Source organism: Streptomyces reniochalinae (assembly GCF_003323735.1).
In the GTDB taxonomy this organism is placed as follows: domain Bacteria; phylum Actinomycetota; class Actinomycetes; order Streptomycetales; family Streptomycetaceae; genus Streptomyces; species Streptomyces reniochalinae.
Genome location: NZ_QOIM01000034.1, coordinates 1 through 22,835, shown reverse-complemented (window position 1 = coordinate 22,835; position 22,835 = coordinate 1). Strand labels below are relative to the sequence as shown.

18 protein-coding genes and 3 pseudogenes are annotated in these 22,835 nt (G+C 69.9%); 7 read left to right on the top strand and 14 right to left on the bottom strand.

Features of this window, described 5'->3' with window-relative positions:
* Positions 1 to 34 precede the first annotated feature (34 nt).
* A complete protein-coding gene (locus tag DQ392_RS14715) occupies positions 35 to 829 on the bottom strand; it encodes an SDR family oxidoreductase (RefSeq protein WP_114016060.1) in 795 nt (264 codons plus the stop codon).
* Positions 830 to 915: 86 nt separating this feature from the next.
* Between DQ392_RS14715 and DQ392_RS14710 the strand changes: the two genes are divergently transcribed.
* Positions 916 to 1,803, top strand: coding sequence for a hypothetical protein (locus tag DQ392_RS14710; protein ID WP_245981485.1), 888 nt, complete (start codon positions 916 to 918; stop codon positions 1,801 to 1,803).
* A 153-nt stretch (positions 1,804 to 1,956) separates the two neighbouring features.
* On the opposite strand, the gene DQ392_RS14705 is transcribed toward DQ392_RS14710, so the two are convergent.
* The 3 genes from DQ392_RS14705 to DQ392_RS14695 form a co-directional block, all read right to left on the bottom strand.
* Positions 1,957 to 2,172 carry a DUF397 domain-containing protein gene (locus tag DQ392_RS14705; protein WP_114016058.1) on the bottom strand — a complete coding sequence of 72 codons (216 nt, stop codon included), beginning with the start codon at positions 2,170 to 2,172 and terminating at the stop codon, positions 1,957 to 1,959.
* A 194-nt stretch (positions 2,173 to 2,366) separates the two neighbouring features.
* Positions 2,367 to 3,227 carry a helix-turn-helix domain-containing protein gene (locus tag DQ392_RS14700; protein WP_114016057.1) on the bottom strand — a complete coding sequence of 287 codons (861 nt, stop codon included), beginning with the start codon at positions 3,225 to 3,227 and terminating at the stop codon, positions 2,367 to 2,369.
* Between the two features lie 498 nt (positions 3,228 to 3,725).
* Entirely contained in the window at positions 3,726 to 4,496 is a 771-nt protein-coding gene (locus DQ392_RS14695; RefSeq protein WP_114016056.1) for a GOLPH3/VPS74 family protein, read from the bottom strand.
* Positions 4,497 to 4,835: 339 nt separating this feature from the next.
* Between DQ392_RS14695 and DQ392_RS14690 the strand changes: the two genes are divergently transcribed.
* Together DQ392_RS14690 and DQ392_RS14685 are read left to right on the top strand one after the other, a co-directional pair.
* Positions 4,836 to 7,715 carry a serine hydrolase gene (locus tag DQ392_RS14690; protein ID WP_245981483.1) on the top strand — a complete coding sequence of 960 codons (2,880 nt, stop codon included), beginning with the start codon at positions 4,836 to 4,838 and terminating at the stop codon, positions 7,713 to 7,715.
* Positions 7,716 to 8,414: 699 nt separating this feature from the next.
* On the top strand, positions 8,415 to 10,199 hold the full coding sequence (locus tag DQ392_RS14685) for an MFS transporter (protein WP_245981481.1): 1,785 nt from the start codon (positions 8,415 to 8,417) through the stop codon (positions 10,197 to 10,199).
* Positions 10,200 to 10,223: 24 nt separating this feature from the next.
* Here DQ392_RS14685 and DQ392_RS14680 read toward each other — a convergent pair whose 3' ends face one another.
* The 4 genes from DQ392_RS14680 to DQ392_RS14665 all read right to left on the bottom strand — a co-directional run bounded on the left by DQ392_RS14680 (position 10,224) and on the right by DQ392_RS14665 (position 13,971).
* Entirely contained in the window at positions 10,224 to 10,628 is a 405-nt protein-coding gene (locus DQ392_RS14680) for a VOC family protein (protein WP_114016053.1), read from the bottom strand.
* Positions 10,629 to 10,816: 188 nt separating this feature from the next.
* Complete coding sequence (locus DQ392_RS14675) at positions 10,817 to 12,058, bottom strand: FAD-dependent monooxygenase (protein ID WP_114016052.1); 1,242 nt, start codon at positions 12,056 to 12,058, stop codon at positions 10,817 to 10,819.
* Positions 12,055 to 12,672 (bottom strand): TetR/AcrR family transcriptional regulator, encoded by a 618-nt coding sequence (locus DQ392_RS14670; RefSeq protein ID WP_245981480.1) that lies wholly within the window; start codon positions 12,670 to 12,672, stop codon positions 12,055 to 12,057. Before DQ392_RS14670 ends, DQ392_RS14675 begins: the two co-directional genes overlap by 4 nt.
* A gap of 756 nt (positions 12,673 to 13,428) precedes the next feature.
* Positions 13,429 to 13,971, bottom strand: a complete 543-nt coding sequence (locus DQ392_RS14665; protein ID WP_114016050.1) for a flavoprotein — start codon at positions 13,969 to 13,971, stop codon at positions 13,429 to 13,431.
* Positions 13,972 to 14,175: 204 nt separating this feature from the next.
* On the opposite strand from DQ392_RS14665, the gene DQ392_RS14660 reads away from it, so the two are divergent.
* The gene (locus DQ392_RS14660) at positions 14,176 to 15,432 is read left to right on the top strand and encodes a helix-turn-helix domain-containing protein (RefSeq protein ID WP_114016049.1); all 1,257 of its coding nucleotides are present in this window, start codon (positions 14,176 to 14,178) and stop codon (positions 15,430 to 15,432) included.
* 324 nt (positions 15,433 to 15,756) lie between these two features.
* Entirely contained in the window at positions 15,757 to 16,176 is a 420-nt protein-coding gene (locus tag DQ392_RS14655) for a hypothetical protein (protein WP_114016048.1), read from the top strand.
* Positions 16,177 to 16,782: 606 nt separating this feature from the next.
* Here DQ392_RS14655 and DQ392_RS14645 read toward each other — a convergent pair.
* Positions 16,783 to 17,586 (bottom strand): hypothetical protein, encoded by an 804-nt coding sequence (locus DQ392_RS14645; protein ID WP_114016047.1) that lies wholly within the window; start codon positions 17,584 to 17,586, stop codon positions 16,783 to 16,785.
* 331 nt (positions 17,587 to 17,917) lie between these two features.
* Between DQ392_RS14645 and DQ392_RS36210 the strand changes: the two are divergent.
* A pseudogene (locus tag DQ392_RS36210) lies at positions 17,918 to 18,194 on the top strand (hypothetical protein); the annotation flags it as partial.
* Positions 18,195 to 18,211: 17 nt separating this feature from the next.
* Here the strand turns inward: DQ392_RS36210 and DQ392_RS14640 are convergent.
* The 5 genes and pseudogenes from DQ392_RS14640 to DQ392_RS14620 form a co-directional block, all read right to left on the bottom strand.
* Positions 18,212 to 19,108, bottom strand: coding sequence for a hypothetical protein (locus DQ392_RS14640; RefSeq protein WP_114016046.1), 897 nt, complete (start codon positions 19,106 to 19,108; stop codon positions 18,212 to 18,214).
* 94 nt (positions 19,109 to 19,202) lie between these two features.
* Positions 19,203 to 19,325: a hypothetical protein gene (locus DQ392_RS35835; RefSeq protein ID WP_281272988.1), complete on the bottom strand. Its 123-nt coding sequence runs from the start codon at positions 19,323 to 19,325 to the stop codon at positions 19,203 to 19,205.
* Between the two features lie 276 nt (positions 19,326 to 19,601).
* A complete protein-coding gene (locus tag DQ392_RS14635) occupies positions 19,602 to 20,108 on the bottom strand; it encodes an alpha-lytic protease prodomain-containing protein (protein ID WP_181856429.1) in 507 nt (168 codons plus the stop codon).
* A 387-nt stretch (positions 20,109 to 20,495) separates the two neighbouring features.
* Positions 20,496 to 21,560, bottom strand: a pseudogene (locus DQ392_RS36205) (IS630 family transposase).
* 60 nt (positions 21,561 to 21,620) lie between these two features.
* Positions 21,621 to 22,109, bottom strand: coding sequence for a hypothetical protein (locus tag DQ392_RS14620; protein ID WP_114016286.1), 489 nt, complete (start codon positions 22,107 to 22,109; stop codon positions 21,621 to 21,623).
* A gap of 175 nt (positions 22,110 to 22,284) precedes the next feature.
* Between DQ392_RS14620 and DQ392_RS35230 the strand changes: the two are divergent.
* Positions 22,285 to 22,636: pseudogene (locus DQ392_RS35230) on the top strand (replication initiator); the annotation flags it as partial.
* Positions 22,637 to 22,835: the final 199 nt, after the last annotated feature.

The following is a 22,835-nucleotide window of genomic DNA, read 5'->3' as shown; positions in this document are numbered from 1 at the left end:
GGCGACCGTGCGGCCGAGTCGCCGCGCCGCGGGGTCAGCGCATGAGCTCTCCCGCGTTCACCAGCAGACACTGCCCCGTGATCCCCCGGGCCCGGGGTGAGGCGAAGAACGCCGCGGTTTCCGCCACGTCCGCGTCCTCCGCCATCCGCGGCAGCGCCATCCCTGCGTCCAGCCGCTCCCGGACGACCTCGGGCTCCACGTCCTCGGACGAGGCCTGCCACGCCACGTACCCCTCGACCATGGGCCCCCACATCCAGCCGGGCTGCACGGTGTTCACGCGTATGCCGTGCGGCCCCAGCTCGCGGGCGAGGGAGTACATGGCGGACACGAGAGCACCCTTGGACGCCGCGTAAGCCGCCTGCTGCACCTGCGCGGGCGCCGCGACGGAGGACTGGGTGCCGATCATCACCACGGAGCCGTCGCCCCGCGCACCGGCCTCCTTCAGCGCGGGCAGACAAGCACGCGTCATCCGCAGGGTGCCGAGGAGATTGACGTCCAGCACCGACTGCCACTCGGCCAGATCAGCACCCTCGAGGCCGCCCATGACCGTGTCGAGCGCCGCCACGTGCACGACGGCGTCGATACGGCCGAAGCGTTCCACCGCCGCGGCGGCCAGCGCCTCGCACTGCCGCTCGTCGCGGATGTCGACCGTCCGGTACGTGCTGCGGGCGCCGGAGGGATCGACCGTTTCGGCGCAGGCGGCGAGACGGGCCTCCGTACGGGAGCCGAGCACGACCGAGGCGCCCTCGCGTACGCACGCGGCTGCCACCTCGCGCCCGAGTCCGGCACCCACTCCCGAGATCACGACTGTCCTGTCCGCGAGCAGCACACCGATCCCCCTCCGTACAGGTATCGAATTCTGACGCCCAGTCAGTTACACCGTAGAGGAGAAGCCGAGGGGGAGGAAGAGCCACGATGGATACACCGGACGCACCGGATACACCGGATGTGCCGAGCGACTCGACGGCACGCCGTACGGACAGCGACGCCTACGCCCGGCTGGCCGCGGTCGGCCCCTACGGGGTGCGTCCGGGGCACGCCCTCATCACCATGGTCGAGCCGCACCCCGGCCACGAGTACGCCTACAACCGCTGGTACGAGGACGACCACTACATCGCCGGCGCCATGGCCATGCCCTGGATCTACGCGGGGCGCCGCTGGGTGGCCACCCGCGAGATGCAACTGCTGCGCTATCCGGCCCGCTCGGCGGTGGCCCAGCCGGTGACCGCGGGCTGCTACCTGTCGACGTACTGGATCACCGAGGGGCGCTACGAGGACCACATGAAGTGGACGGTCGCCATCAACAAGCGCCTCAACCGGGACGCGCGCGTCCATCAGGAGCGCACCCACGTCTTCACCAGCTTCCAGGACCACGAGGTCACCGTCTACCGGGACGGGGCCGCCGGGCCGCGCGACCACCACGCGCTCGACCACCCGTACCGTGGCCTGGTCCTCCAGGTGGTCGACGCGACGGGCCCCGGCGAGCGCGCCGGACTGCTGGAGTGGCTGCGCGCCGGCCATCTCCCAGCCCGTCTGGGCGGCTCTCCGGCCGCGATGGTCACCGTGTTCCGCCCCACCCCGCTGCCCACCGACCGGATGGCGTACGTGCGGCAGGTCGAGGGGGTCGGCACCCGGCTGACCCTGCTGTGGTTCCTCCAGGAGGACCCGCGCGAACACTGGGAGGCATGTTTCACGGGCCTGGAGGAAGCCGTGGCGGAGACCGGGCTGGGACGGACGGAACTGGTGGCACCCTTCGTTCCGACGATCCCGGGAACGGACACCTACGTGGACCAACTCCGCTGAACGGTGCCCCACGGGGAGGGACAGCGGGGCGGCAGCGCGAAGCCCCCTCGGCCGGGACGGCGAGCCAGTCGAGAGGGCTGTGTCCTGCGCTTCGACGCCGCATCAGGGCGTCGGGGCGCCACGTCGTACGCGGTGTGGCACCCGGTCCCGGCCTCAGTCCAGACCGGAGCCGAGCTCCCCGCCGCTCACGCGGGAGACGAACGCGTCCCAGGCCGCGGAGCGGAAGCTGAGTGCGGGGCCCTGCGGCTCCTTCGAGTCACGCACGGCGATCGAGCGCACCTGAGGGGACTTCACCTCGACACAGGCGCCGTTCCCCGTCGAGTAGCTGGACTTGGTCCACGTGTGGGTCTTTCCCTGCTGAATGGACATGTCTGCTCCGGTTGTTCCGAGTTTTTCCTGACGTGTGAACGACATTACGCGGCGGTTCGGGCGCAGGAAGGGGCTGTTCACTCAACCGGATGGCATATTCCAGGCTGGTCTTCACATCGCGATGGACCGCGGTGTAGCCTCCCCCGTCTCCACGGCATGTCCCGCTGGCACATGCCGTGAAGGCGGAGTGTGTGTCAGCCGCGGGCGTACTCCTTGGCGACCTTTTCGATGAACTCCCGTGTCTGGTCCGGATTCAGCGCCTGTGCCCGCAGGTGTTCGTACATGACGCTGTAGTTCTGGACGTCGTTCGCCTTCTCCAGATAGAGGTCGCTGGTCACGCCCTCCAGGTAGATGACGGTCGAGTCCGAGGCGTCAGGGAACTCCAAAATCGCGTACTGACCGTTCACACCCGGATGCGCGCCCATCGAGAACGGCATGACCTGGAGCGTCACATGGGGGCGCTGGGACATCTCGTTGAGGTACTCGAGCTGCTCGGCCATCGTGTGCTTGCCGCCCACCTCGCGGCGGAGCACCGACTCGTCCAGAACGGCCCACAGCCGCAGCGGGTTGCGCTCGTCCCTGATCCGGTCCTGACGGCGCAGCCGCACCTGCACGCGACGCTCGATGTCCGCCGCCGTGGCCTCCGGCAGCGCTCCCGCGACGACGGCTTCCGCGTACGGGTGGGTCTGCAAAAGCCCCGGAACCACCTGGGGTTCGTAGACGCGCAGCGAGGCCGCGTCCGTCTCCAGGCCGATGTAGACGCTGTACGGAATGTCACCGAAGGCGTGCCACCAGCCCTGCTGGCGCGACTCCTTCGCCATCTGCATCAGGGAGTCGACTATCCGGCGGTCCTCGACCTCGTAGACCCCGCACAGGTCACGCACGTCCCGCTGGCTGATGCTCCGTCTCCCGTTCTCCAGCCTGCTGATCTTCGACTGGGACACCAGCAGCCGGTCCGCGACCTCCTCGGCCGTCATGCCGCGCTGCTCACGCAGCCGGCGCAGCTCCTGGCCCAGTCGGCGACGCCGGACTGTGGGGTTGACGTTCGACGCCACGGGACCGCACCTCCGTGTAAGTACGACTACTCCCAGTAGGTTGCCATCAACATGTGCGTCCCCGCTGGGAAATGGCAACAGAGAGTGCGGACCTGAGTACGCAGGCGGCGGGTCGCCGCCTGCGCGGAGGAGGAATCCGGCCGTCTTCCTCCGGCCGGAACCCCACCACCCGCCGCGCACGCGGCGAACCCGTCACCGTGCGGTGTTGTCGTACGGGGTGACGTGATGCCCGTACGGATGTGATGCCCGTGCCCGTAAACGGACGTGATGCCCGTGCCCGAAACGGATGTGATGTCCGTACGGACGTGACACCTCCACGGACGTGACGCCTCCACGGGGACGACGCCGTACGGACGTGATTCTGGCCGGGCGGAACCGTTCGTCGAACGGAACCGCCCGCCCACAGTGGTGCGCGTCGCCTCCCGGGGGCGCGCCCGTAGGGGCGCGCCGTGTCCGGGGCCGGCGGGCGCGGACCGGCGGCGTCCGGCGTGCCGTGGTTCAGCGAGCTCCCGCGCGGACCATTCCGCCCGCCAGATGCCGCGCCTGTTCCGGTACGTGGCGAGCCGAGGGGGCCGCCGACGCCGTGGCACGCGCCGGAGGGCGGCCCGGCGGTGCACCGCCCGCCGGCGCCCTTCGGGGCTGGGCGCCGACGCCGTTCTGCACGTCCATCACCGCGTGCGCGACGAGACCGCCCATCGGATCGTGCCTGATCAGATCCCGCAGCCGGGAGCGGCACGACCGCCCCTCGTTTCCGGGATAGAGATGCTTGCCGAGGCCGACCGCGTGGGCCAGCGCGGCGAGCGCCGCCGTCCGTGGATCCGGTGGGACCCCGGTACGGATCGCGGCGTCCAGGCGGGCCCTGATCTCCCTGCTGATCGCCGTGTCCGTCGCCTGGTAGCGCGTTGTCGGCAGCACTCCGCACATCTGGCCGGAAACGGCATGCACCATGCCGCACCGTTCCAGATGTGTGAGATAGGTTTGGCGCAACCCCAACCGGGGCCCGCCGATCCAGTGGACGGCGCGCACCGGGCTGCCGCGCCTGCGCAGCAGTTCCAGTGCGGAGTCCAGTGTCGGATCTCCGGTCGGCCGTGGCAGCACCACGGCGATACGATCCCCATCCGGGGCTATCCGTCCTGCCAGAGCCAGCTCCACTAGCTGGGCCCCGGCCAGGCCGAGGTCAAGCGACTGCGGCTGCGCCGTGGTACCCGTGGCCGGGTCCAGAGCGAGCAGCAGAAGCTCCTCAGGAATTGTTCTGCGGCTCCTGCCCATCCATGCCTCCCCGCGTGGATGAATGACAGGGTGACCCCTCTCACAATGGTCTGTCGAGGGTGCCTGGACGTTATGGGCGGGAACCAGTAGGTATGTCGTTCTCGTCTGCCGCTTGGGGTGGCTGTTGCGGCCGCCTCTTGGAGGACCGCCGCCACGCCGGTGGCGGCTTCTGTGCACGGGACACTGTTAACTGGTATGGCGAGCGGCGAGCAGCAGCATCAGGAGGCATCGGTGGCGGGCGAATCCCCCGACAGGTCGGAGCGGGAGAGGTCGTCGGGGGAGACGACGGGGAGCGGGGGCACGGTTGCGCGCCCTGGCGAGACGGCCGAAAACGAACGGTTGAGCAGCTCCAAAGCTGCGAAGGGCGCGGGGGTCGCGGCCGAGGACGGTGGCGCGGACGCGCAGTCCGGCGGGGCCTCTTCCAAGATCCCGGCTCCGACGGCGCCGGGCGGGGAGCCCCCCACGGACGGGACCGCGGAGGGCCCCGAGGGCGCGGACCACGGCGGTACCGACGGCGCTGGTGGCCAGGGTGACGGCGAGGTCATGGAGGGCCGCGACGGCCGCGACGGTCAGGACGGCGGCGACGGACAGGGCGATCGGGCGGGCGCCGGCGACGAGGGCGACGAGCGGCTGAAGTCCGCCGTGGCGGCCTGGGTCGCGGGCGATTCCAGCCACCCCGAGGAAACCGACGGCGCCGATGGCGCGCCCTCGTCGGAGGCCGCCGGAGGGCAGCAAGAGGGCGGGCAGGCGAACGACGGCGAAGCGGGTGACCGTGCCGCTGCCTCGGACCTCCCCGTTCGGCCCAAGACGGGGGAGGCGGACAAGACGGCGGCGAGAGAGAGCGCGGCGGCGGGGAAAGACGCCGGGGCGAAGAAGGACTCCGACGCCCCCGGGCGGTCCGACGGTCGCGGTCGGCCGGACGCGCCGACCGCGATGTTCGGCGTCCTGCACCGTGACGACGTGAACGCCGCCAAGGAAAGCGACACGGCAGCGGCAGACCGCGCCGAGCGGCTGACCTCGGCGTTCTTCGGCGCGTCCAAGCGAGCGAAGGAAGACGGGGACGCCGGGGAGGCCGAGGAGGCCGCCAACGGGGCCGAGGGCGCGAAGACGGACGGTGGCGCGAAGGCCGGCGGCGGTGCCGAGAGGGGCGGCGCGGCGAAGCCCGCCGTCGACCAGCCGACGGCGATTTTCCGTGCGCCCGACGTCGAGCGGGCCGGGTCCCGGAAGTCGGGACAGGATCGGACCGACGGAAAGTCCCGGCAGCAGGAGCAGCCCGGTCAGTCCGGAACGTCCGAGAAGGTGAAAAAGGACGCTCAGTCGGGAAACTCCCGGAAAAAGGGTTCAGCCGCCCCGGAGGCCAAGGGCGGCGTGGCGGACCCGCGGGCTTCCGATCCCCGCAAGCCTGCGGCGACGGACGCCGCCACGGGCACACAGGACGCGACCGCCTCGCCGACGGCGGCACAGGACGCCGGAAAACAGGCCACGGGAACACCGGGCGCGGGTGCACCGGACACGGACAAGACCTCCTCGGGCGAACGGTCCCCGGACGGACCGTCCTCGGGCAAGGCGACTCCCGACAAGGCGACTCCCGACAAGTCGGCCACTGGCAAGGCGACCACTGTCGCGCCGGACCGGTCGGCCGAGGACGGCCGCAACGGTGGCGAATCGGACGCTGAGCGGACCAGCCAGTTCATTCCGCTCCGGTCCACCGACGGGCCGGGCGCGCCGGCCAAGCCGCTGCCGCCCGCCGCGCCGTCCTCAGCGGCGCCCACAGCGCCGCGTAAGCCCTCCTCGCCCCCTTCCGGGGCTCCGACTGCCAACCCCTGGCCGTCGGCGCCGCAGCAGGCGCCGGGAGCGCCGAGCGCCGCGGAGACCGAGCCGGAGCGTACGCGGCAGCAGCCGATGCCGGGCACCCCGGAGGCGGAGGCTGCCGGGCAGCAGAGCCCGCAGCCGCTGGACCTGCTGGCCCAGTTGACGAACACGCCGCCGCCGCCCGAGACGCCGCTGCGTACGGCTGCCCGACGGGTGAAGATCTGGACGCCGCTGGTGCTGCTGCTCGCGGTCGTCTTCGTCGTCGTCCAGTCCGTGCGTTCGGTGCCGGACCCCGAACTGTCCCTGTCGGCGTCGCCGTCCTACACCTTCGAGGGCTCCAAGCCGTCCATGCCGTGGCCCTCCGAGGGGCAGGCCGTGATCGACGTACAGGGTCTGGGCTCGTTCGGTTCGTACGGCAAGCAGAAGCCCGTGCCGATCGCCAGCGTCGCCAAGGTGATGACCGCCTACGTGATCCTCCGTGACCACCCGGTCAAGAAGGGCAGCAAGGGCGAGATGATCCCGGTCGACAAGAAGGCCGAGAAGGAGGCGGGTCTCAGCGCGCAGAACGAGTCGACGGTCGAGGTCCAGGCGGGCAAGAAGATCTCGCAGCGTGAGGCGCTGAACGCGATAATGATCGCGTCCGCGAACAACGTGGCGCGGCTGCTCGGGCGCTGGGACGCGGGGTCGGAGAAGGCGTTCGTGAAGAAGATGAACGCCGCCGCCAAGGACCTGGGCATGGCCAATTCGCACTACACCGACCCCAGCGGTCTCACGGCCTCCACCGTCAGCACCGCCGCCGACCAGGTGAAGCTGGCCAAGAAGGTCATGCAGTACCCGATCTTCCGCGAGGTCGTCCGCCAGCCGCTGTACGTGGACGGAAACGGCAAGACGCAGCGCAACTGGAACAGGCTCGTCCCGATGGACGGGGTCAGCGGCATCAAGACCGGCACGACCACCAAGGCGGGCGGCAACCTGGTGTTCGCGGCGGAGAAGGAGGTCGGCGGCACCAAGCAGCTGATCATCGGCGCGATGCTGGGCCAGTACAAGCCCTCGATCCTGGACACCGTTCTGGCTTCCAGCAAGAAGCTGATCGACGCGGCACAGGACTCGCTCACCTCGCGGACGGTGGTCAAGAAGGGCGAGGTCGTCGGCTACGTGGACGATCAGCTCGGCGGCAAGACGCCGGTGGTGGCCACCAAGGACGTGGAGGCCGTCGGCTGGTCGGGGCTGAAGGTGGAGCTGGGTCTGACCGACGGCGGCAAGACCATTCCGCACGAGGCCGGGGCCGGGACCAAGGTCGGTACGCTGACCGCGGGTGACGGCCCCGGGCAGGTGAAGGTTCCGGTCGCCCTGCAGGAGGATCTGTCCGAACCCGGGTTCGGTGACAAGCTGACGCGCGTCGGCTGACGTCCTACTGAACCTTTCGGCGCTCCGCGGCGTCCCCCGTCCCAGCCGGGGCGCCCGGCTCACCAACGTGTCCGCGCTCCCCGCGGCGAAAGCCCGGGGGCGCGCGGGGCGACGGGGAGCGCACGGGCGGCGTCCGGTAACGTCATGCGGATCTGAGCCGCACATCCGTACGGGGAGGATGGGGGAGAGAGCGCAGTGGCCACTGTGCACCCACCGCGGCCGCCGGAGTCGGAGCCTGACACCGGCGCCGACGAGATAGCCGAAGATCCGGGCGTGGACGACGCCGCGGATGCCGTTCGCACACCCGTTCCCGGGCAACGCCCGCGATGGGAACCGTCCGGACACGCCGAAGACTCTCCCGGAGACGCCGGAGAGCCCTTGGCGGGCGCCGAAGAGGGGTCCTCCGGACAGGCCGGGCAGCCGTCCGGTCAAGAGGCTCCCTCCGGCGAGGGGGGCTCGGACGGCGGAGCCCGCTCGGAGGGGGAGCTCCTGCCGACCCGTGAGAACGCCCCCACGGAAGGCGTCTCGACGCACGCCGTCCCGACGGAGAACGCCTCGGGGGATGGCGTTCGGACGGAGGACGTTTCCGGAAAGGGCGCTCGGACGGAGGGCGACTCCAGGGCCGGCGCCGACGGCGCCGACGGTGACGGTGCGGACGGGGCCGACCGACGGCATGCACTGCGCCTGTGGGCCCTGCGCATGCGGGGCGAGCCGGCGCAGGGCGACGGGGAGAAGCCGTCTGCCAGGCCGGCGTTCGTCGTCGGGGCCGCGCTGACCGCCGGGGCGCTGCTGCATCTGGTGTGGCTGTGGTTCCTCGCCAGCGGTGGCGGGGACCTGGCGGCCCAGGACGCCTGGGCCGAGTTCGCGGGTGAGCACCCGGGCTCCGCGTACAACCTCGCCTGGTACGGGGGGCTGCACCCGGTCTCCTACAGCGTCATCTCGCCCTACCTGATGGCCGTCCTCGGCGTGCGCTCGACGCTCATCGTCTCCGGGGTGCTCTCGGCCGGACTGCTGTCCCTGCTGCTGGCCCGGACGGTGCCCAAGCCGCTGGCGCCCTCGTTGTGGGGTGCGTTCGCGCTCGCGTGCAACGCGGCGTCCGGGCGGGTCACCTTCGCGCTGGGGGTTCTGTTCGGACTCGGCGCGGTGGCGGTCGTCTGGACGTGGCCCGCGCGCTGGCGCGGGGGGCGCGCGAGCCGCCCCGCCCGGTATCTGCGGGCCGCGCTCGCCATCGTGCTGGCCGCGCTGGCCACCGCGGCCAGTCCCGTGGCGGGTCTCTTCCTCGAGGTGGTCGCGGCCTCCCTGCTGCTGGCCCGCAGGCCGGCCGCGATGTTCGCGATCGCCGTTCCGCCGCCCTTGGTGGTGGCGTTCTCCGCGCTGCTCTTCCCGTTCACGGGTGTGCAGCCGATGCCGTTCGTGTCGTTGATCTTCCCCGTTCTCGGCGCTGTCGCGGTGACGCTGCTGATGCCCAAGACGTGGACGGCCGTACGGGTCGGCGGTGCCATCTACACGCTCGGCATCGTCGCGACCTGGGCGATCCCCTCGCAGGTCGGGTCCAACGTCGAACGGCTCGGACTGCTGTTCGGTGCGGTGGCGCTGCTGGCCGCCGTTCCGCTCGTGGTGGGGCACGGCTGGCAGCCGTGGAAGTCGCGCAGGGGCCTGGCGATGGCCCTGGCGCTACTGGTGACCATGGGCTGGCAGATCGCCAAGCCCACCTGGGACGTCCTGCACACGACGCCGGACACCAACTGGTCGCGGGAGCTGGAGCCGCTGGTCGCCCAGTTGCAGAAGGTCGACGCGGACCGTGCGCGCGTGGAGGTCGTGCCCGTCAACAGCCACCGCGAGGCTTCGGCCCTGGCCCCGTACGTCAATCTCGCGCGCGGCTGGAACCGCCAGGCCGACCTGGAGCGCAATCCCCTCTTCTACGAGGAGGACCTCAGCCCCGAGCGTTATCACGCGTGGCTGCGCCGCTGGGCGGTGCACTACGTCGTGCTGCCGGCCGACCCGCCCGACATCGCGGGAGGCGTCGCCGAAGCCAAGCTGGTGGGGGAGGGGCAGCCGTACTTGAAGGAGATCTGGTCGGACGACAGCTGGCGCCTCTTCCGCGTCAAGGACGCCGTGCCGCTGGTGGACTCGTCGGCTTCCGTCGAGCGTGCAGACGCCGAGAGCGTGACGGTGCGGGTCGAGGAGAGCGGGCACGTGCTGGTGCGGGTGCCGTACTCGCCGTGGCTCGGGCTCGTCGACGGGGACGGCGACCGGGTGGCGCCGCCCGCGCGCGAGGAGGAGAACGTCAACGGCTGCCTGCGGGAGGCCGAACCGACGTTCGGCGGTCCGCCACCTGAGGGCAAGGACGAGCCGGTGCTGGACACCTGGACGGTGCTGGACGCCCCCCGGCCCGGCGTCTACCACATCGCCGCGCCCTACAAGCTGCCGCGCGGCACACCGTGCCCGGACGGCGAGCGGGGAACCGAGGACGGGAAGAACTGACGTCCCCGGCCCCCACCCGGCGGCTCACCCTTCGAGAGCCGCCGGGTCCATCCACATGACCTCCCAGATGTGCCCGTCCGGGTCGGTGAAGGAACGCCCGTACATCGGCCCCTCCGCCTGCGGTTCCCCATGCGTGCCCCCGCCGGCTGCCACCGCGCTGTCCACCAGCGCGTCCACCTCCTCGCGGCTGTCGGCCGACAGGCAGACCAGCACCTCGCTCGCCCGCGCCGGGTCGGGGATCCCCCGCTTCGAGAAGGACTGGAAGAACGGCTCGACGAGGAGCATCACGAAGATGTCGTCGCTGACGACCATGCAGGTGGCGTTCTCGTCGGTGAACTGGGGGTTGAACGAGAAGCCGCACTTGGTGAAGAAGTCGACGCTGCGGTTCAGGTCCTTCACCGGGAGGTTGACGAAGATCTTCCGGGACATGGCTGCCTCTTCTCGGAAGCTCCGCAGTGCTGTGCACGACGGAGCGATGGTTGTTCGCGGAGCGTTCCGCCGCCTTCCGTGGGGAGACGCTTCCCCGGGAGGGCGTGCCCTGGGACGGCCGCCCATGGGACGTGTTCCGCGGGTCCGGTGTGGTGTACGTGGAGGCAGACCGGGCCCGTAGGCGAAACTCATCGCGGTGGCGCGGCCGTTTCCCGCTCCTTCCGCCGGCCGTCGGCTCCCGCCTGGGTCAGCGTGGCCAGTTCCGCGGGTTTGCCGCTGACCGCGGCCGCGATGAGCCGGTCCACGCCCGGCAGTCCCGACAGCCGCATGGCACCTCGGCGCACCCGCAGCAACGCCGTGCTCTCGGGCAGGAACCAGCGGGCTCCCTTACGGGCCGCCCGCTGCTTCTCCTCGGCGACCGGACGCCACAGACGCTCGTACCGCTCCAGGCCCGCACGGACGTCTCCTGGGGCCTCGGACAGCGCAGTGGCCAGCACGTGGGCGCCGGCGATGCCCAGTGAGGCGCCTTGGCCCGCCAGCAGGGAGACGGCGTAACAGGCGTCACCGACCAGCACCGTCCTTCCGGTGCTCCAGCGGGGCAGTACGGTCTGCGCCACATGGTCGTAGTAGATCTCCTCGGAGGGCGGGCAGGCTGCCAGCGCCCGGGGCGCCACCCAGCCGAGCGTTCCGTACGTCTCCCGCAGGGCACTTCTGGTGTCCTCAGGGAGCGGGGCGGAGGGGTCGGAGACCCGGTGGACGGCGAAGGTCGCGACTTTCCCGCCGCGCAGGGCGTAGAAACCCATCTGGCGTCCCACCGTGTCCGTCAGACAGAACCGCCCCGCCACCTGCTCGCGCACCTGAGGGTCGTCGAAAACGAATGCGGCAGTGTGGAAGCCGAGGTGGCGGAGACTCTGCTCGTCGCCCCCCTCCCGGCCGAACGCGAGAGAGCGCACCGTGGAGTGGATACCGTCCGCCCCTACGAGCAGATCGGCCTCGCGTACGGTGCCGTCGTCGAGAGTGACGCGCACGCCGTCCGGTCCGTCGTCGAGGCCGGTCACGCTCGTGCCGTACCGCAGCGTCACCTCGCGGGGCAGGCTCTCGCGCAGGGCCAGTTCCAGGTCAGGGCGCATGATACTGAGCAGCGCGCCGCCCGCGACCGCGGAGAACTGCGCGTAGTCGAGCCCTGCCCGGCGACGTCCCCGCTCGTCCACGAAGGCGGCCTCGTGGACCGTGTAGCCCAACTCGCGCAGGCGCGGCAACAGCCCCATCGCCTCGGCGGCCTCGTAGCCGGGACCGAAGAAATCGATCATGTATCCCTGGGTGCGCGGCCCGGGGGCGCGCTCGACCACCTCGCTGCGCCAGCCGTGCGCGGCGAGCCGGTGGGCGAGCGCCAGCCCGGCGATGCCCGCTCCGCAGATGACGGCCTTCATGGGTGCGCCCTCCTCGGGGTCGTGGAAGCGTGGTCGGTTTCCGGGTCGGTCAGGAGGCGGCGCAGCACGGGAGAGACAGATCCCGAGGCCGGCTCGGGGACTGCCGCGCGGTGCAGCATGAGCCCGTCGAGTGCCGCCAGCAGCACCGCTGCGGTCTCCTGCGGGCGAGGCACACCGTGGTCGCCCAGCCGTCCGGCCAGCTCCTCGCGCGCCGACGAGATGATCGCGGCCACGCCGCGCATCAGTTCCTCGTCGCGGGTGGCCGCCAGGTACGTCTCGATGAACAGCAGCGAGGTCGGATCGGTGCCCGGGTAGGCGTCGAGCGCCCCCATGACGCCCTCCAGCGCCTCCTCCGGCGTGGCGGCAGCCGCCAACATCGCCGTCATCTCCCGGGTCAGCGTCTCGATCGTGCCGAGGGCGGCCTGGGTCAGCAGCGCTCCGAGAGACGCGAAGTGGTAGTGGACGAGCCCGGGGCCGACCTGGGCGCGTTCGGCGACCGCGCGGGTGCTGACGCCCGACCAGCCCCGCTCCGCGATCAACTCGGCACCGGCATGGAGCAGTCGCTGCCGCACCTCACGGCCCCGGTCGGCGGCGGTGACGGGTGGTGGTGGCACGGAATCTCCCTCACTGACGGGGCGCTGAGGTGCGCCGACGTGCGTAGCGGACGGGCGCCCGGCCATCCGGTTCGTCGAGCGAACGCGTGCCGGGCTTTCGGCGTGATCGGACGCTTCCGGGTGTGAAGTGCACAGCTCGTGTGCAGGTCGGTCGCCTTGGGCGGGTGCACAAGTCGTATGCCCAAGAGGGTAGCGCCTGTCGTGGCGTTGCGCAGGTTTCGCAGGTCGAAGCGGTGTGGGCCGATCCCGTGCGTGGGCTGTGGAGATCCTTCGGCCCCCACAGCGGCGGCTTCCGCGTCTTCCGTTCCCGCTGCGCCCCGCACCTCCCGTGGACCTCCCCGGCTCCCGCGGTTACCGCGGCCTCAGGCGTTTCCCTGCGTCGTTGCGTCGTTGCGTCGTTGCGTCGTTGGGTCGGTCGCGGCGCGGCGCGGCGCGGTGGGGTGGGGCGGGCCGCGGGGGCGGGCCCGCGGTCATGCCTCGGCAGGGCGGAGTCCGGCGACTGCACCGGAGCGGGAGGTCCGGGACTGGCCGGGGACCGGCGGCCGTACAGGCGTGGAGGTCTGCGGCCCCTCCGGTGAGGGGTCGGAAAGCGGAACCGTGCCGGGCCGGGATCAGCGGCCGTGCCGCTCCGAGTTGTGATCTGGCAGGCGCGCAGGACCGGCTCAGCCCTCAGGCGGGACCCAGGACTGGCGCTCGGGCCGGCACGCGCCGGTCAGAAGGCGGAGCCGCGACAGGTAACGCTCGACGTGGCCCGGCTCATGCGTCGGCGGCCTGGTCCATGGCCTCCAGGGCGAGTTCCCACGGGAAAGCGTCGGGACGGCCCTGCCCCGGCGGGTTGGGAACGAAACCGCCCTCCCCGTACAGCACATGCACACCGGCACCCCGCAGGACCTCCAGCGAACGGGTGAACTGGGGATGCCCGGCGTAGGCGGCGTTCACGCACGGCATCGTCACCAAAGGGATGCCCTTGCCGATCGCCTCGGCGGCGAAACCGACGACGAACTTTTCCGTGATGCCGAGCGCCCACTGGTTGACGGTGTTGAACGTCGCGGGCGCCACGAGGGCCACCGTTGCGGGCGGCCAGACGTCGGGGCCGCCGGGCAGCTTGTAACGGGAGCGTACGGGATGACCGGAATGACGCTCCAGGGAGGGCAGTTGACCGTCCAGCCAGTGCGCCGCGGTCGGCGTGAGGCCCAGGCACACCTCCCAGCCCGCCCGCCGGGCGTCCCGGACGACATCGGCAACCCGCAGGACGGGGGGCGCGGCGCAGGCGAGCAGGTACAGGACGCGTGAGGCCATGGAGGCATCCCACCATGAGCGCCCGGAGCGCACCGTTGCCGCCCTCTCCGCCCCCATCCGCTGTCTCGTGCGCCTCTCTCACACCCCGTCCCACCGGCGCAACTTCACGGAACTCGATCGAGTGGTGCTCCCGGCCGCGAACCGGTGGACCACGCCACCGTGCGTACCGTGCCGGGGCATCGGGAAAGTCGAACGGAGTCGCGGATGCGCGGGCTGAAGGAAGAACACGCGGGCGTCCGTATCGCCCATCAACGCAAGCTGGCCGGACTGACCCAGCGTGGTCTGGCCGCCCAGATCCCCTACTCCTACAGCCTGTTACGACAGGTCGAGGAAGGCCGTAAGAACGCGTCGCCCGACCTGATCTCGGCGGTGGCGCGGCTGCTGCGGATCGATGTCACCGCGCTGACCGGGCAGCCGTACGTCACCGAACTCCAGCAGGACAGGCTCGCCGCCTTGATCCGGCCCATCCGTGAGTCCCTGGACCTCTACGACCTCGAAGACGGACTCGGGCACGTACCGGTGACGGAGGGGGACAGGGGCAGGTGGGACGGGAACGGGCACGGATACGGGGGAAACGAGGTCCGCCCCGCCGAACTCGCCGCCCGTGCGGACGACCTGTGCCGCATGGTGCGGGCCACCCAGCTGAGCAAGGCGGGGAACGCGCTCCCCGCCTTCGTCGCGGAAGTCACCTCCGCCGCCCACCGGACGCCCAGTACAGTGCTCTGGCAAACACTCGGGTCGGCCTATCGCACGGCGCACGACATCGCCACCAAGCTCGGGTTCTACGACCTGGCGACCATCGCACTCGACCGGCTCGGCTGGGCCGCCGAACGCGCCTCCGACCCGCGGCTGGCCGCCGTACGCCAGTACATGCGCGCCCTGACCTACTTCCGTGAGGGCGAGCACACCGTCGGACTGCGGCTCGTCGAAGCGGGCCACAGAGCTCTCTCGGAGATCGACAGTGCAGAGCGGGAAGCCCGGGAGACTCTCGCCGTGCGCGGGCAGCTGCACCTGGGGGCGAGCGTCATCGCGGCCCGCGCACACGACGCGGACGCCGTCGAGGGCCATCTGCACGAGGCCGCCGCGTACGCACAGCGCACCGGCGAGGCCTCGCGGGTCCACTGGCTCAGCTTCGGGCCGGCCAACGTCACCGTGCACGAGGTCTCCGCCCAGGTGGAGATGCGGCGCTACGGGAAGGCGCTGGAGAAGTCCCGCCAGGTGCGGCTGCCGCACGGCTGGCCCATGTCGCGCCGCGCCCACTTCTACGTCGACCGCGCCCGCGCCGAGATGGAGACGGGGCGCTGCGACGCCGCACTGGAGTCCGTCATGACGGCGCGCAAACTGGCCCCTGAGCAGACGCGCTACCACCCCGGCGCCCGCGAGACCATCAACGGGCTGGTGGCTCAGCGGCGTCGCACCCCCGACTCGCTGGACAACATGGCCGCCTGGCTGGGCCTGTGAAGCGCTCACCGGCGCGCCAGAACGGTCCCGTCGGGCAGGCGTGCGGCGGAACTCAGGGCGATAAAACTACGGTGTGCGATCAAAGTGTCACTCAGTGGTGACACTTCTCCCGCCGTCGTCGCGGCAGGCTGAACCCGTCACGACACCGAGGGGCGCTGCCGGCGTGACAATTGTCGGCGCCCCAAGGATCGGCGGAGCCACGGTTCGGCGCCCTCGGGCACCGGCTGGTTCCCCGAGTGCCGCCGTCGCACGACGGACGCCCGTCGCGCACGACGCACATGACGCACATGACGCACTGGACGCGCAGGACGCACAGGAGAAGCCGTGACCGTATGGTGGCCGCTGCCGAAGGGCCTGGATGCCGTGCTGTTACCCGCGGGGGAGTGGTGGGACGCCGTACGGGTCCCCGCCTATCTGGGAGAGGGCGTACTGGCACGGCTCGGCCCCTCCTCCGGAGCCGTCATCCGTGACCCGTACGGCAGCAGGCTTTACTGGCTCATCGAGCCGGACACCGCCCGCGACTGGTCCTTCGACGAGTTCGCCGCCGTCCAGGTTCTCGGGACGGCGAGCTGGGTGACCGTACCGCCCAGCAGCCGCCTGCACCCTCCGGGCCCCCACTGGGCCGTTCCCTGCACCCCTGCGGCGTCCCTGACCCACGCCGCCGCCCTCCACGCGGCCCTGCACTCGACGATCCTCCACAACCTGGGCCCCCGGGAGAGCACGCGCGCACGGGGCGCGGGATGAGGCCGGCCCCGGCCCCGCTCCCACGGGCGTTACCCCGGCCACCGGACACTTCCATCGAGCCCGAAGTGTCCCCAGCCCACACTCATCCCACCGACGGAATCCCCGACACTCGCCGCCGTCCCCACGACCGTCTCTCCTCCCCGCTCCCCGCCCACCCCTACGAACTGGGACCCACCGCACAGGAGGTGTTCGCCTGTCTGGGCGTCGATCTCTCGGAAACGGCCACCCCGCCCCGCCCCTCCCGACGCACCTTGCTGCGGTGCTGTCTGGACTGGACAAAGCAACGTCACCATCTGGCGGGCCGGCTGGGAGCGGCCCTCCTCGCCGCGCTCCTCACCCATCGGTGGCTGACGCCCGGCTCACGCCCCAGAGCTCTCGTCCTCACGCCTGAAGGAGCACGCCATCTCGCGGCAGCCCTCCCCCTGCCCGGAAACCTCACCCAGGAGTGCGAGGGCCAGTCGTCATAACCCCTCCACGCGCCACTACCCCACACCCCGAGGAGGGCCGAGAAGCCACCGAGCCGAAGAGCGCCACTACCGCACTCGCTCCGCTCCGTGCACCCGCCAGGCCCCTGCCCCCACGGGTGCACGAATCGGCTCGAACGCGTCAGCCGAGCTTGGCCGCCTGCGCCTCGATGACAGCGGTCGGCTGTTCGAACGCCTCCCCCCGGGTGATCGCCGCGATGTTGAAGGACGAGAAACCGGCCAGGGTGGTGCCCTGCCTGAAGACGACGACCTTGGTCTCGGCAGCGGCACCGTCCTGCTCCGTCCCCACGGTCCAGGCCACGGCCTCCTCACCCACGGAGAGCTTTTCCACGCTGACCTTGGTGACCTGCTGTTCGTCGCCGTCGGCCGTCATGGCGAAGCCCCCTGCGCACTTCCTACCGGCCTCCCGCAGCGTGGCGAGGGCCTGCTGGGCGCCGTCGGCGTCGTAGGACCACAGGGAGGTCAGCGTCTTGGTGACGTCCAGCGAGTCGAGCATCGCTTCCCCCGCCTCGCCTTCCTTCATGTCCGCCATCTCATCCGTGGAGGGCAGGTCCTTCTTGGCGCCTTCGGCCTCATGGACGACGAGCCGCTGGACACGTGCCGTCGGCTCACCCGCCGGCAGCGCCGACAGCACTTGGGCGACCGGCTTGCACTCGGCCCTTTCGGCAGAGACGGAGCCGGGCTCGAAGACATCCCTCTTTCCCGGCTCCTTGACCTCGTGGCCCTTGACGTCACCCTCGGCGACCACGCGCTTCTCCAACTCGCCGGCCGTGAGCGCCTTCGCCACCGGCTTCCTGCCCCCCGCGTCGCCGCGCGCCTCCTTGCCCTCACCGCCCTCGGCGTCGCCACCGCATCCGGTGACCAGAAGCGCGACGGAGACCGCGGAAGCGATCAGGACGGTACGACGTATGGCAGCGACTCGCACTGTGCATCTCCCTGTGCTGTTGTTCCCGCGCTGGGCGCAGATCGTGCAAGCAAGACCGGCGTGGCCGCGGCATGGTTGTGCGCTCAACCAAACCGTCCGCGAATCGAGATACCCGCTGAACGGGCCCTTTCCCGTGCCCCCGGGCGATGATCCAGTACGAGTGCGGAAGGCCGCCGGCGCTCGCGCGGAACCGAACCGTCCAGGACCGTGCGTACCGCGATGGAGCTGCTGTTCCGACGACGAAATCCGGACGCACGCGGCCACCGGCGTGATCAGAGTGCTGCAGCAGATTCAGCCGATCCGAGCACATGTGGTGAGGTAGCCCGGTCGCCCCCGGGCCTTCTCCCCGGGCGAAACAAACTCCACACGACACAGGTACGACTATGATCACCTGCGGCGATGGCTACCGAGGGGGGCATTCGCCACCGCATCGCCCGCAAGAGTGTCGCGACCCCTGCTCGGCTGGGCCGCCATCGCTGGGTTGTCGAGAATACGGTGTGTTCTGGCTGGCCGGGTGCCGACGTCTGCACCGCCGCCACGAGCGCAAGTCTGAGTGTTTTCTTGCTCTCGTCGATAAGCCGTGGCCCTCGTCGGCTACCGCTGACTGACCTACTGAAACGACCTCTCAAGGTCTGAGCCGTGTCTCGTAGGTGAGCGGTTGGCCGCTACGCGCGTCGAGCACGGCGCGATCACCCACGGGGCGGTCCAGCTTCACCGTCGTCTGCTGCGACTTCGCCCGCTTGAGGCAAAGGCCATCCTTCTTGCGACTCTTTAGGGGTGTTGTCAGTACCACGCTGCTGCGTGTTTCCCATTCATCCACCGCGGCGAGCTCATGGCAGCCGCTGAGGCGAACGTCCACAGTCACCGCCCGCCCGTCGGCGGAGATCCGGACAAGCCGCTCGACACCTCCAGCAACGCCGACAAGCTTCTTGATCGGCGGGCGGGGAAGTTTCGAGGGGATGGCAGCGGCCTGCTTCAGGGGGGAGTCGTAGCCTTTCAGGCTGAACAGCCAGGCGGGGACCGTGGCCGGGCCGCGACTGGTGGACACGCGCATGTCACCCAGCTTCGCCCCGGTCACGGTCAGATGCGTCCCGGCACTGTCATCGGCCAGGGCCTGATAGGTCTCCTCCGCCCCGGCCAGTGGCCGGGTCAGCGATTCATGCCTGTTCCAGGTCACCCGGCCGTCCTTGGGCTCGGCGGCGGGCAGCTTTGCCCGCAGGACGAATCTGCCGGTCTGGTACGCCCGATTTTCGCCCTTGCTACGCAGGCCGTCGCGCGGCAGTTGGGTCACTGCACCGGTGGGGTGGTATCCGGTACGCCACGCGGCGGCTGCGGGTGATCGCTCCCAGGCTTTGGCGACTTGCCGGGCACGGTGGCCCAGTTCCCGTCTGAGGTCCGCGTCGGCCTGCTGGTTGCTGTCGGCGTTCTCCTGCTGGTTGCCGCAACCGGCGGTGGCCCCCAGGCCGCAGGCCAAAACGGCCGCGGTCAGTTGGCTGACAGGGCGCCTCAACCTGGACCTCATGTGACCTCCTGGTTGAATGAGTTGCAGACTGCCCCGTTCATGCGACGGGCCTGGCCCGGGGTGGGTTCCGCCGGTTGCGGCATCGGACGGCGCCTCAGTAGACGCGAAGGCCGCGTTGCCCCAACACCGTCTGCACCGGCATGAAGTAGTTCCTGTAGGTGCCGTTGGCGGAGGCGGTGCACTTCTTCTCGTCGGTGCCGCCGGAGAGGAGCCCCAAGGCCGTTGATCCGCAGAGCGCCGGACCTCCGCTGTCGCCCCCAGAGCACAGACATCCGACTCGAACATGTTCTTGAGCTTGACCCCGTCGATAATGACCGTTACCACTTCGTTGGTGACGGTGCCCGTTGTGTCCTGACTGCTGACGCCAATCCGGTCGACATCCTTCCCGTTTGCGGGGAAGCGGGACTTGTCGATCTGCTTGTAGGTACCTCCGTAGTACCTGACAGTCCCGAGGGGCTTGATTTTGGAGTCGCTGGCTCTGATGGTGGCCCAGTCATCCAGGGAGCCGCTGAAGCCCCACGCGGTCTGGTCTTCCGATTCTTTGGCCGTTCCAGCTCATCAGCCAGTCGGTTCCCTTGCTGACACGGCGTGCACAGTGCCCGGCGGAAAGCTTATGGACCTTCCCAGCGGAGTCCTTCGTGTTGAAGCCGGCGCCGCAGTCAGTTTGGCTGAGGTGAATCCCGTTGCCACCACGGAGTTCGGTGGCCTTGAACCTCAGCTTCTGCCTGATCCGGTCGATGCGTATCGAACCTGGGTGTGCCGCTGCGACCGTCTCGATACGTTCCCGGCTGTCGGCGGGCGCTCTGTCGAAGATCTCGACCGATACCTGGTTGGTGCTCGGATCGGCACCCCACGCTGTATTGCGTATGTCTCCCAGCTCGTCCAGTTCACGGTGGATGGACTCCGGCTCAGCCTTGCTGCGGGTCACCCGTTTTGGGATCCCGCCCGCGTCCTGGACGGTCTGCGCAGCTGCCTGGTCGGTGATAGCGACCACGCTCACGTGTGACCTCCAGGGTCCTTGAATAGCGAGGGAACAGTCGTGCGAATTGAGACCTCTGCGATTGTAGGCGATTGGTCCCCCATTGCTCTCTTCAATACGAAAAATGGTGCCGAAGGTTTCGGTCGCAGCGCGAGTGACTTGTCCGCGCACTGGTGCACCATCTACAAGATTGAACTCGTGAGGTCGTAGGGGCTGAGGGGGTCGTCTTCTTGTGCGGTATCACCAGGCAGGCGCTACCCACAGGGAGGCGGGTCGGCTGTCGAACCGCAGCGGTTCCGCGAGAAGTTACGACTACAAGCGGCCGAGAGATTCGCCCGGGGCGAGGACAGCAGGCGTCGGAGGTCCCGGGCCTGGTAGATGGTTACTGACATTCAAAGCGTGGTGTCGTCATGGTGGCTGGTGCCGGAGGCCGGTGCCAGTGAGGCAACCGTCGAGGACGTCGGGACGGTATTGGAGTTGGCGTAGGCCGCGTCGGATGGCGGTGATCAGGTCGTCGGGGTCGGCGAAGGCGCGATTGGCCGTGGTGGTGCGTCGCAGGACGGACCAGATGCCCTCGACCGGGTGGAGGTCGGGCGCGTAAGGCGGCAGATGGAAGACCGTGAGCCAGTCGCGGTCGGCGATGTAGCGGCGCATTCCGGCAGTGAGGTGGGTGTTGAGATTGTCCCAGACCACCACGATCGGACCGCCGAGCTGCTGGTGAGCGGTCTGGACCAGGTCGCGGTAGTCCTTCCAGGAGAAGCTTTTGCGACCGTCGGGCCGAGCGTCCGGGCAGGGGCGGTAGATCAGCCGGGAGGATTCGCCGGCTTTGTGGCAGGCCAGGGCGGCGATCGATAAGCGGCGGCGGGAACGGCCCCGGACGCGGACCACAAGGGTGCGACCGCGGCGGGACCAGGTGCGAGTGGTCGGCGGCGTCATCGAGAATCCGGCTTCGTCCTCGAAGACGAGCCAGGCATCGAGCGCCGCCACGGTCCTTCCACCTGAGGCCAGGTCTCCTTCACCCAGCCGGCCACCGCCGCCTCGTTGCGCTCGATCGCGCGACGGGCGGGGGCCTGGCAGCTCCAGCCGTGCCGCTTGAGCAGGGCGGCCACACCTTGCACGGTGGAGCTCTTGTGGAACCGGCGCCCGATCAGGGTCTTGATCCGCGCCAGGGCCCACGTCTGATCCGGTCACCCATGTGCCACCGCTCCCTTGTCCAGCTCTTGCTCCAGCACGGCGAACAGGTCGTCGCTCAGCAGCGGCAGCGATGCCGGGCCCTTCGAGGCCAGGGCTCTGGGCCCGCGCTGGGACCAGGCTTTGCGCCAGCGCTGCACCGACCCGGACGCTGACCCGCAGGTCGTGCGCGATGACCGCGTTCTCGTCGCCGTGCCGGAACCGCTCGGCCGCCTCCAGCCGTAACTCCTCACGGAAGGACCGCCGTTCGTCGGTCAGACCACCGCCTTGGGCATACCTCATGTACTCGTGATACCGCAGGGATCAAGGGCCGTCAGTCCTACCGACACCACGCTTTGAAGGTCAGTAACCAGCTTGACCTGGGATGGAATCCGGAGCGCCAAGGTCTCTCCGCATGAGTGCGCGGAGTTCAGCTATGGCGTTGTCGAAGGAGTCTTCCAACTCGCGGTAGTCCGTGCTGTGGGCGTCCGCTCCGGCCAACAAGCAATCGCGCGTCTCTCTGAGGATGATGAAAGCCGTGCGGGAAGCCTCGATCACCGCCTGAGGGGCCAGTATGGCAAGTTGGTGCCGAAGCTCGTAGCCGCCAGGGCTGAGGAACAGCGCGCGGACTCGTTGAGCCCGGTCCTCACCCTGCGCCTCCTCCTGCGCACATTCGTTGAGCGCTGTCCTCATACGGGAGAGGGACGCTGAGTAGTCGGCGTACAGATGCAGCCGCTGTTCCTGTGCTCGGTCGGTCCGCTCACGACGCCAACGGGCGCGGTCAACGACCAGCGTCGAGCCCACACCTATCAGGGCACCGATAGCCGTACTGACTGGCGATATCCATTCCACGAGACGCCACATTAGGCACTCGGGCAGAGACGCACTGCGGAATTGGTGAGCTGGCTGTCAGGTTCGGCCCTCAGCGCTTGGGACACACGATTTTTTGGCGCTGGGAAGCGGATCTCACCTGCTGCAATGGCTTGTGATGACGCTCAGTAGCGGCTGTCTCAGCCACAGAAGGGACCAACTCGACATCCGCACCATCCACGGCCCAGCCTTCTACGACGGTCAGGCGCTCACTGACCGGGCAGTCGCGGCCTACATCGCCACGTACGCCACCAAGGGCGCCGAAACGGCGACGGGCACTCTGCACCGCCGCCTGCACTTCGTCGCCGAGTTGGCAGGCATGGACCTGCCTCTTCGCGCCGGACGCCTCATCCGCACTGCCTGGTCCCTCGGCGCTCGCAAAGGCTTCGAACACCTCAGGCTCTGCGCCTGGGCCACGTGCTCGGCTTCGAGGTCACTTCTCCACCAAAACCCGCCGCTACTTCACCACGTTCGGCGCCCTCCGCACCGCCCGCGCCGAATGGCGCCGTCTCTAAGCGGCCATCGCGTGAGGGGAGGAAACCGCCACAGATAGTGAGGAGACAACGCTCGTCCTCGCCCACTTGACCTGGGCTTGATTCGGTTTGACGGACATTCGAGATCAGGGGCGTTGCCCCGGAAGGATGTCCATCATGGAGAGCATGGGGAAGAAGAAGCCGCGTCCTCGCCGCTCGTTCACACCGGAGTTCA

What these genes read in the sequence shown, in the direction of transcription:
- DQ392_RS14665 (WP_114016050.1), bottom strand. Translation starts at nt 13,971, where the DNA reads ATGGCCTCACGCGTCCTGTACCTGCTCGCCTGCGCCGCGCCCCCCGTC.
- DQ392_RS14710 (WP_245981485.1), top strand. Translation starts at nt 916, where the DNA reads ATGGATACACCGGACGCACCGGATACACCGGATGTGCCGAGCGACTCG.
- DQ392_RS14675 (WP_114016052.1), bottom strand. Translation starts at nt 12,058, where the DNA reads ATGAAGGCCGTCATCTGCGGAGCGGGCATCGCCGGGCTGGCGCTCGCC.
- DQ392_RS14695 (WP_114016056.1), bottom strand. Translation starts at nt 4,496, where the DNA reads ATGGGCAGGAGCCGCAGAACAATTCCTGAGGAGCTTCTGCTGCTCGCT.
- DQ392_RS14680 (WP_114016053.1), bottom strand. Translation starts at nt 10,628, where the DNA reads ATGTCCCGGAAGATCTTCGTCAACCTCCCGGTGAAGGACCTGAACCGC.
- DQ392_RS14640 (WP_114016046.1), bottom strand. Translation starts at nt 19,108, where the DNA reads ATGAGGTCCAGGTTGAGGCGCCCTGTCAGCCAACTGACCGCGGCCGTT.
- DQ392_RS14685 (WP_245981481.1), top strand. Translation starts at nt 8,415, where the DNA reads ATGCGGGGCGAGCCGGCGCAGGGCGACGGGGAGAAGCCGTCTGCCAGG.
- DQ392_RS14705 (WP_114016058.1), bottom strand. Translation starts at nt 2,172, where the DNA reads ATGTCCATTCAGCAGGGAAAGACCCACACGTGGACCAAGTCCAGCTAC.
- DQ392_RS14660 (WP_114016049.1), top strand. Translation starts at nt 14,176, where the DNA reads ATGCGCGGGCTGAAGGAAGAACACGCGGGCGTCCGTATCGCCCATCAA.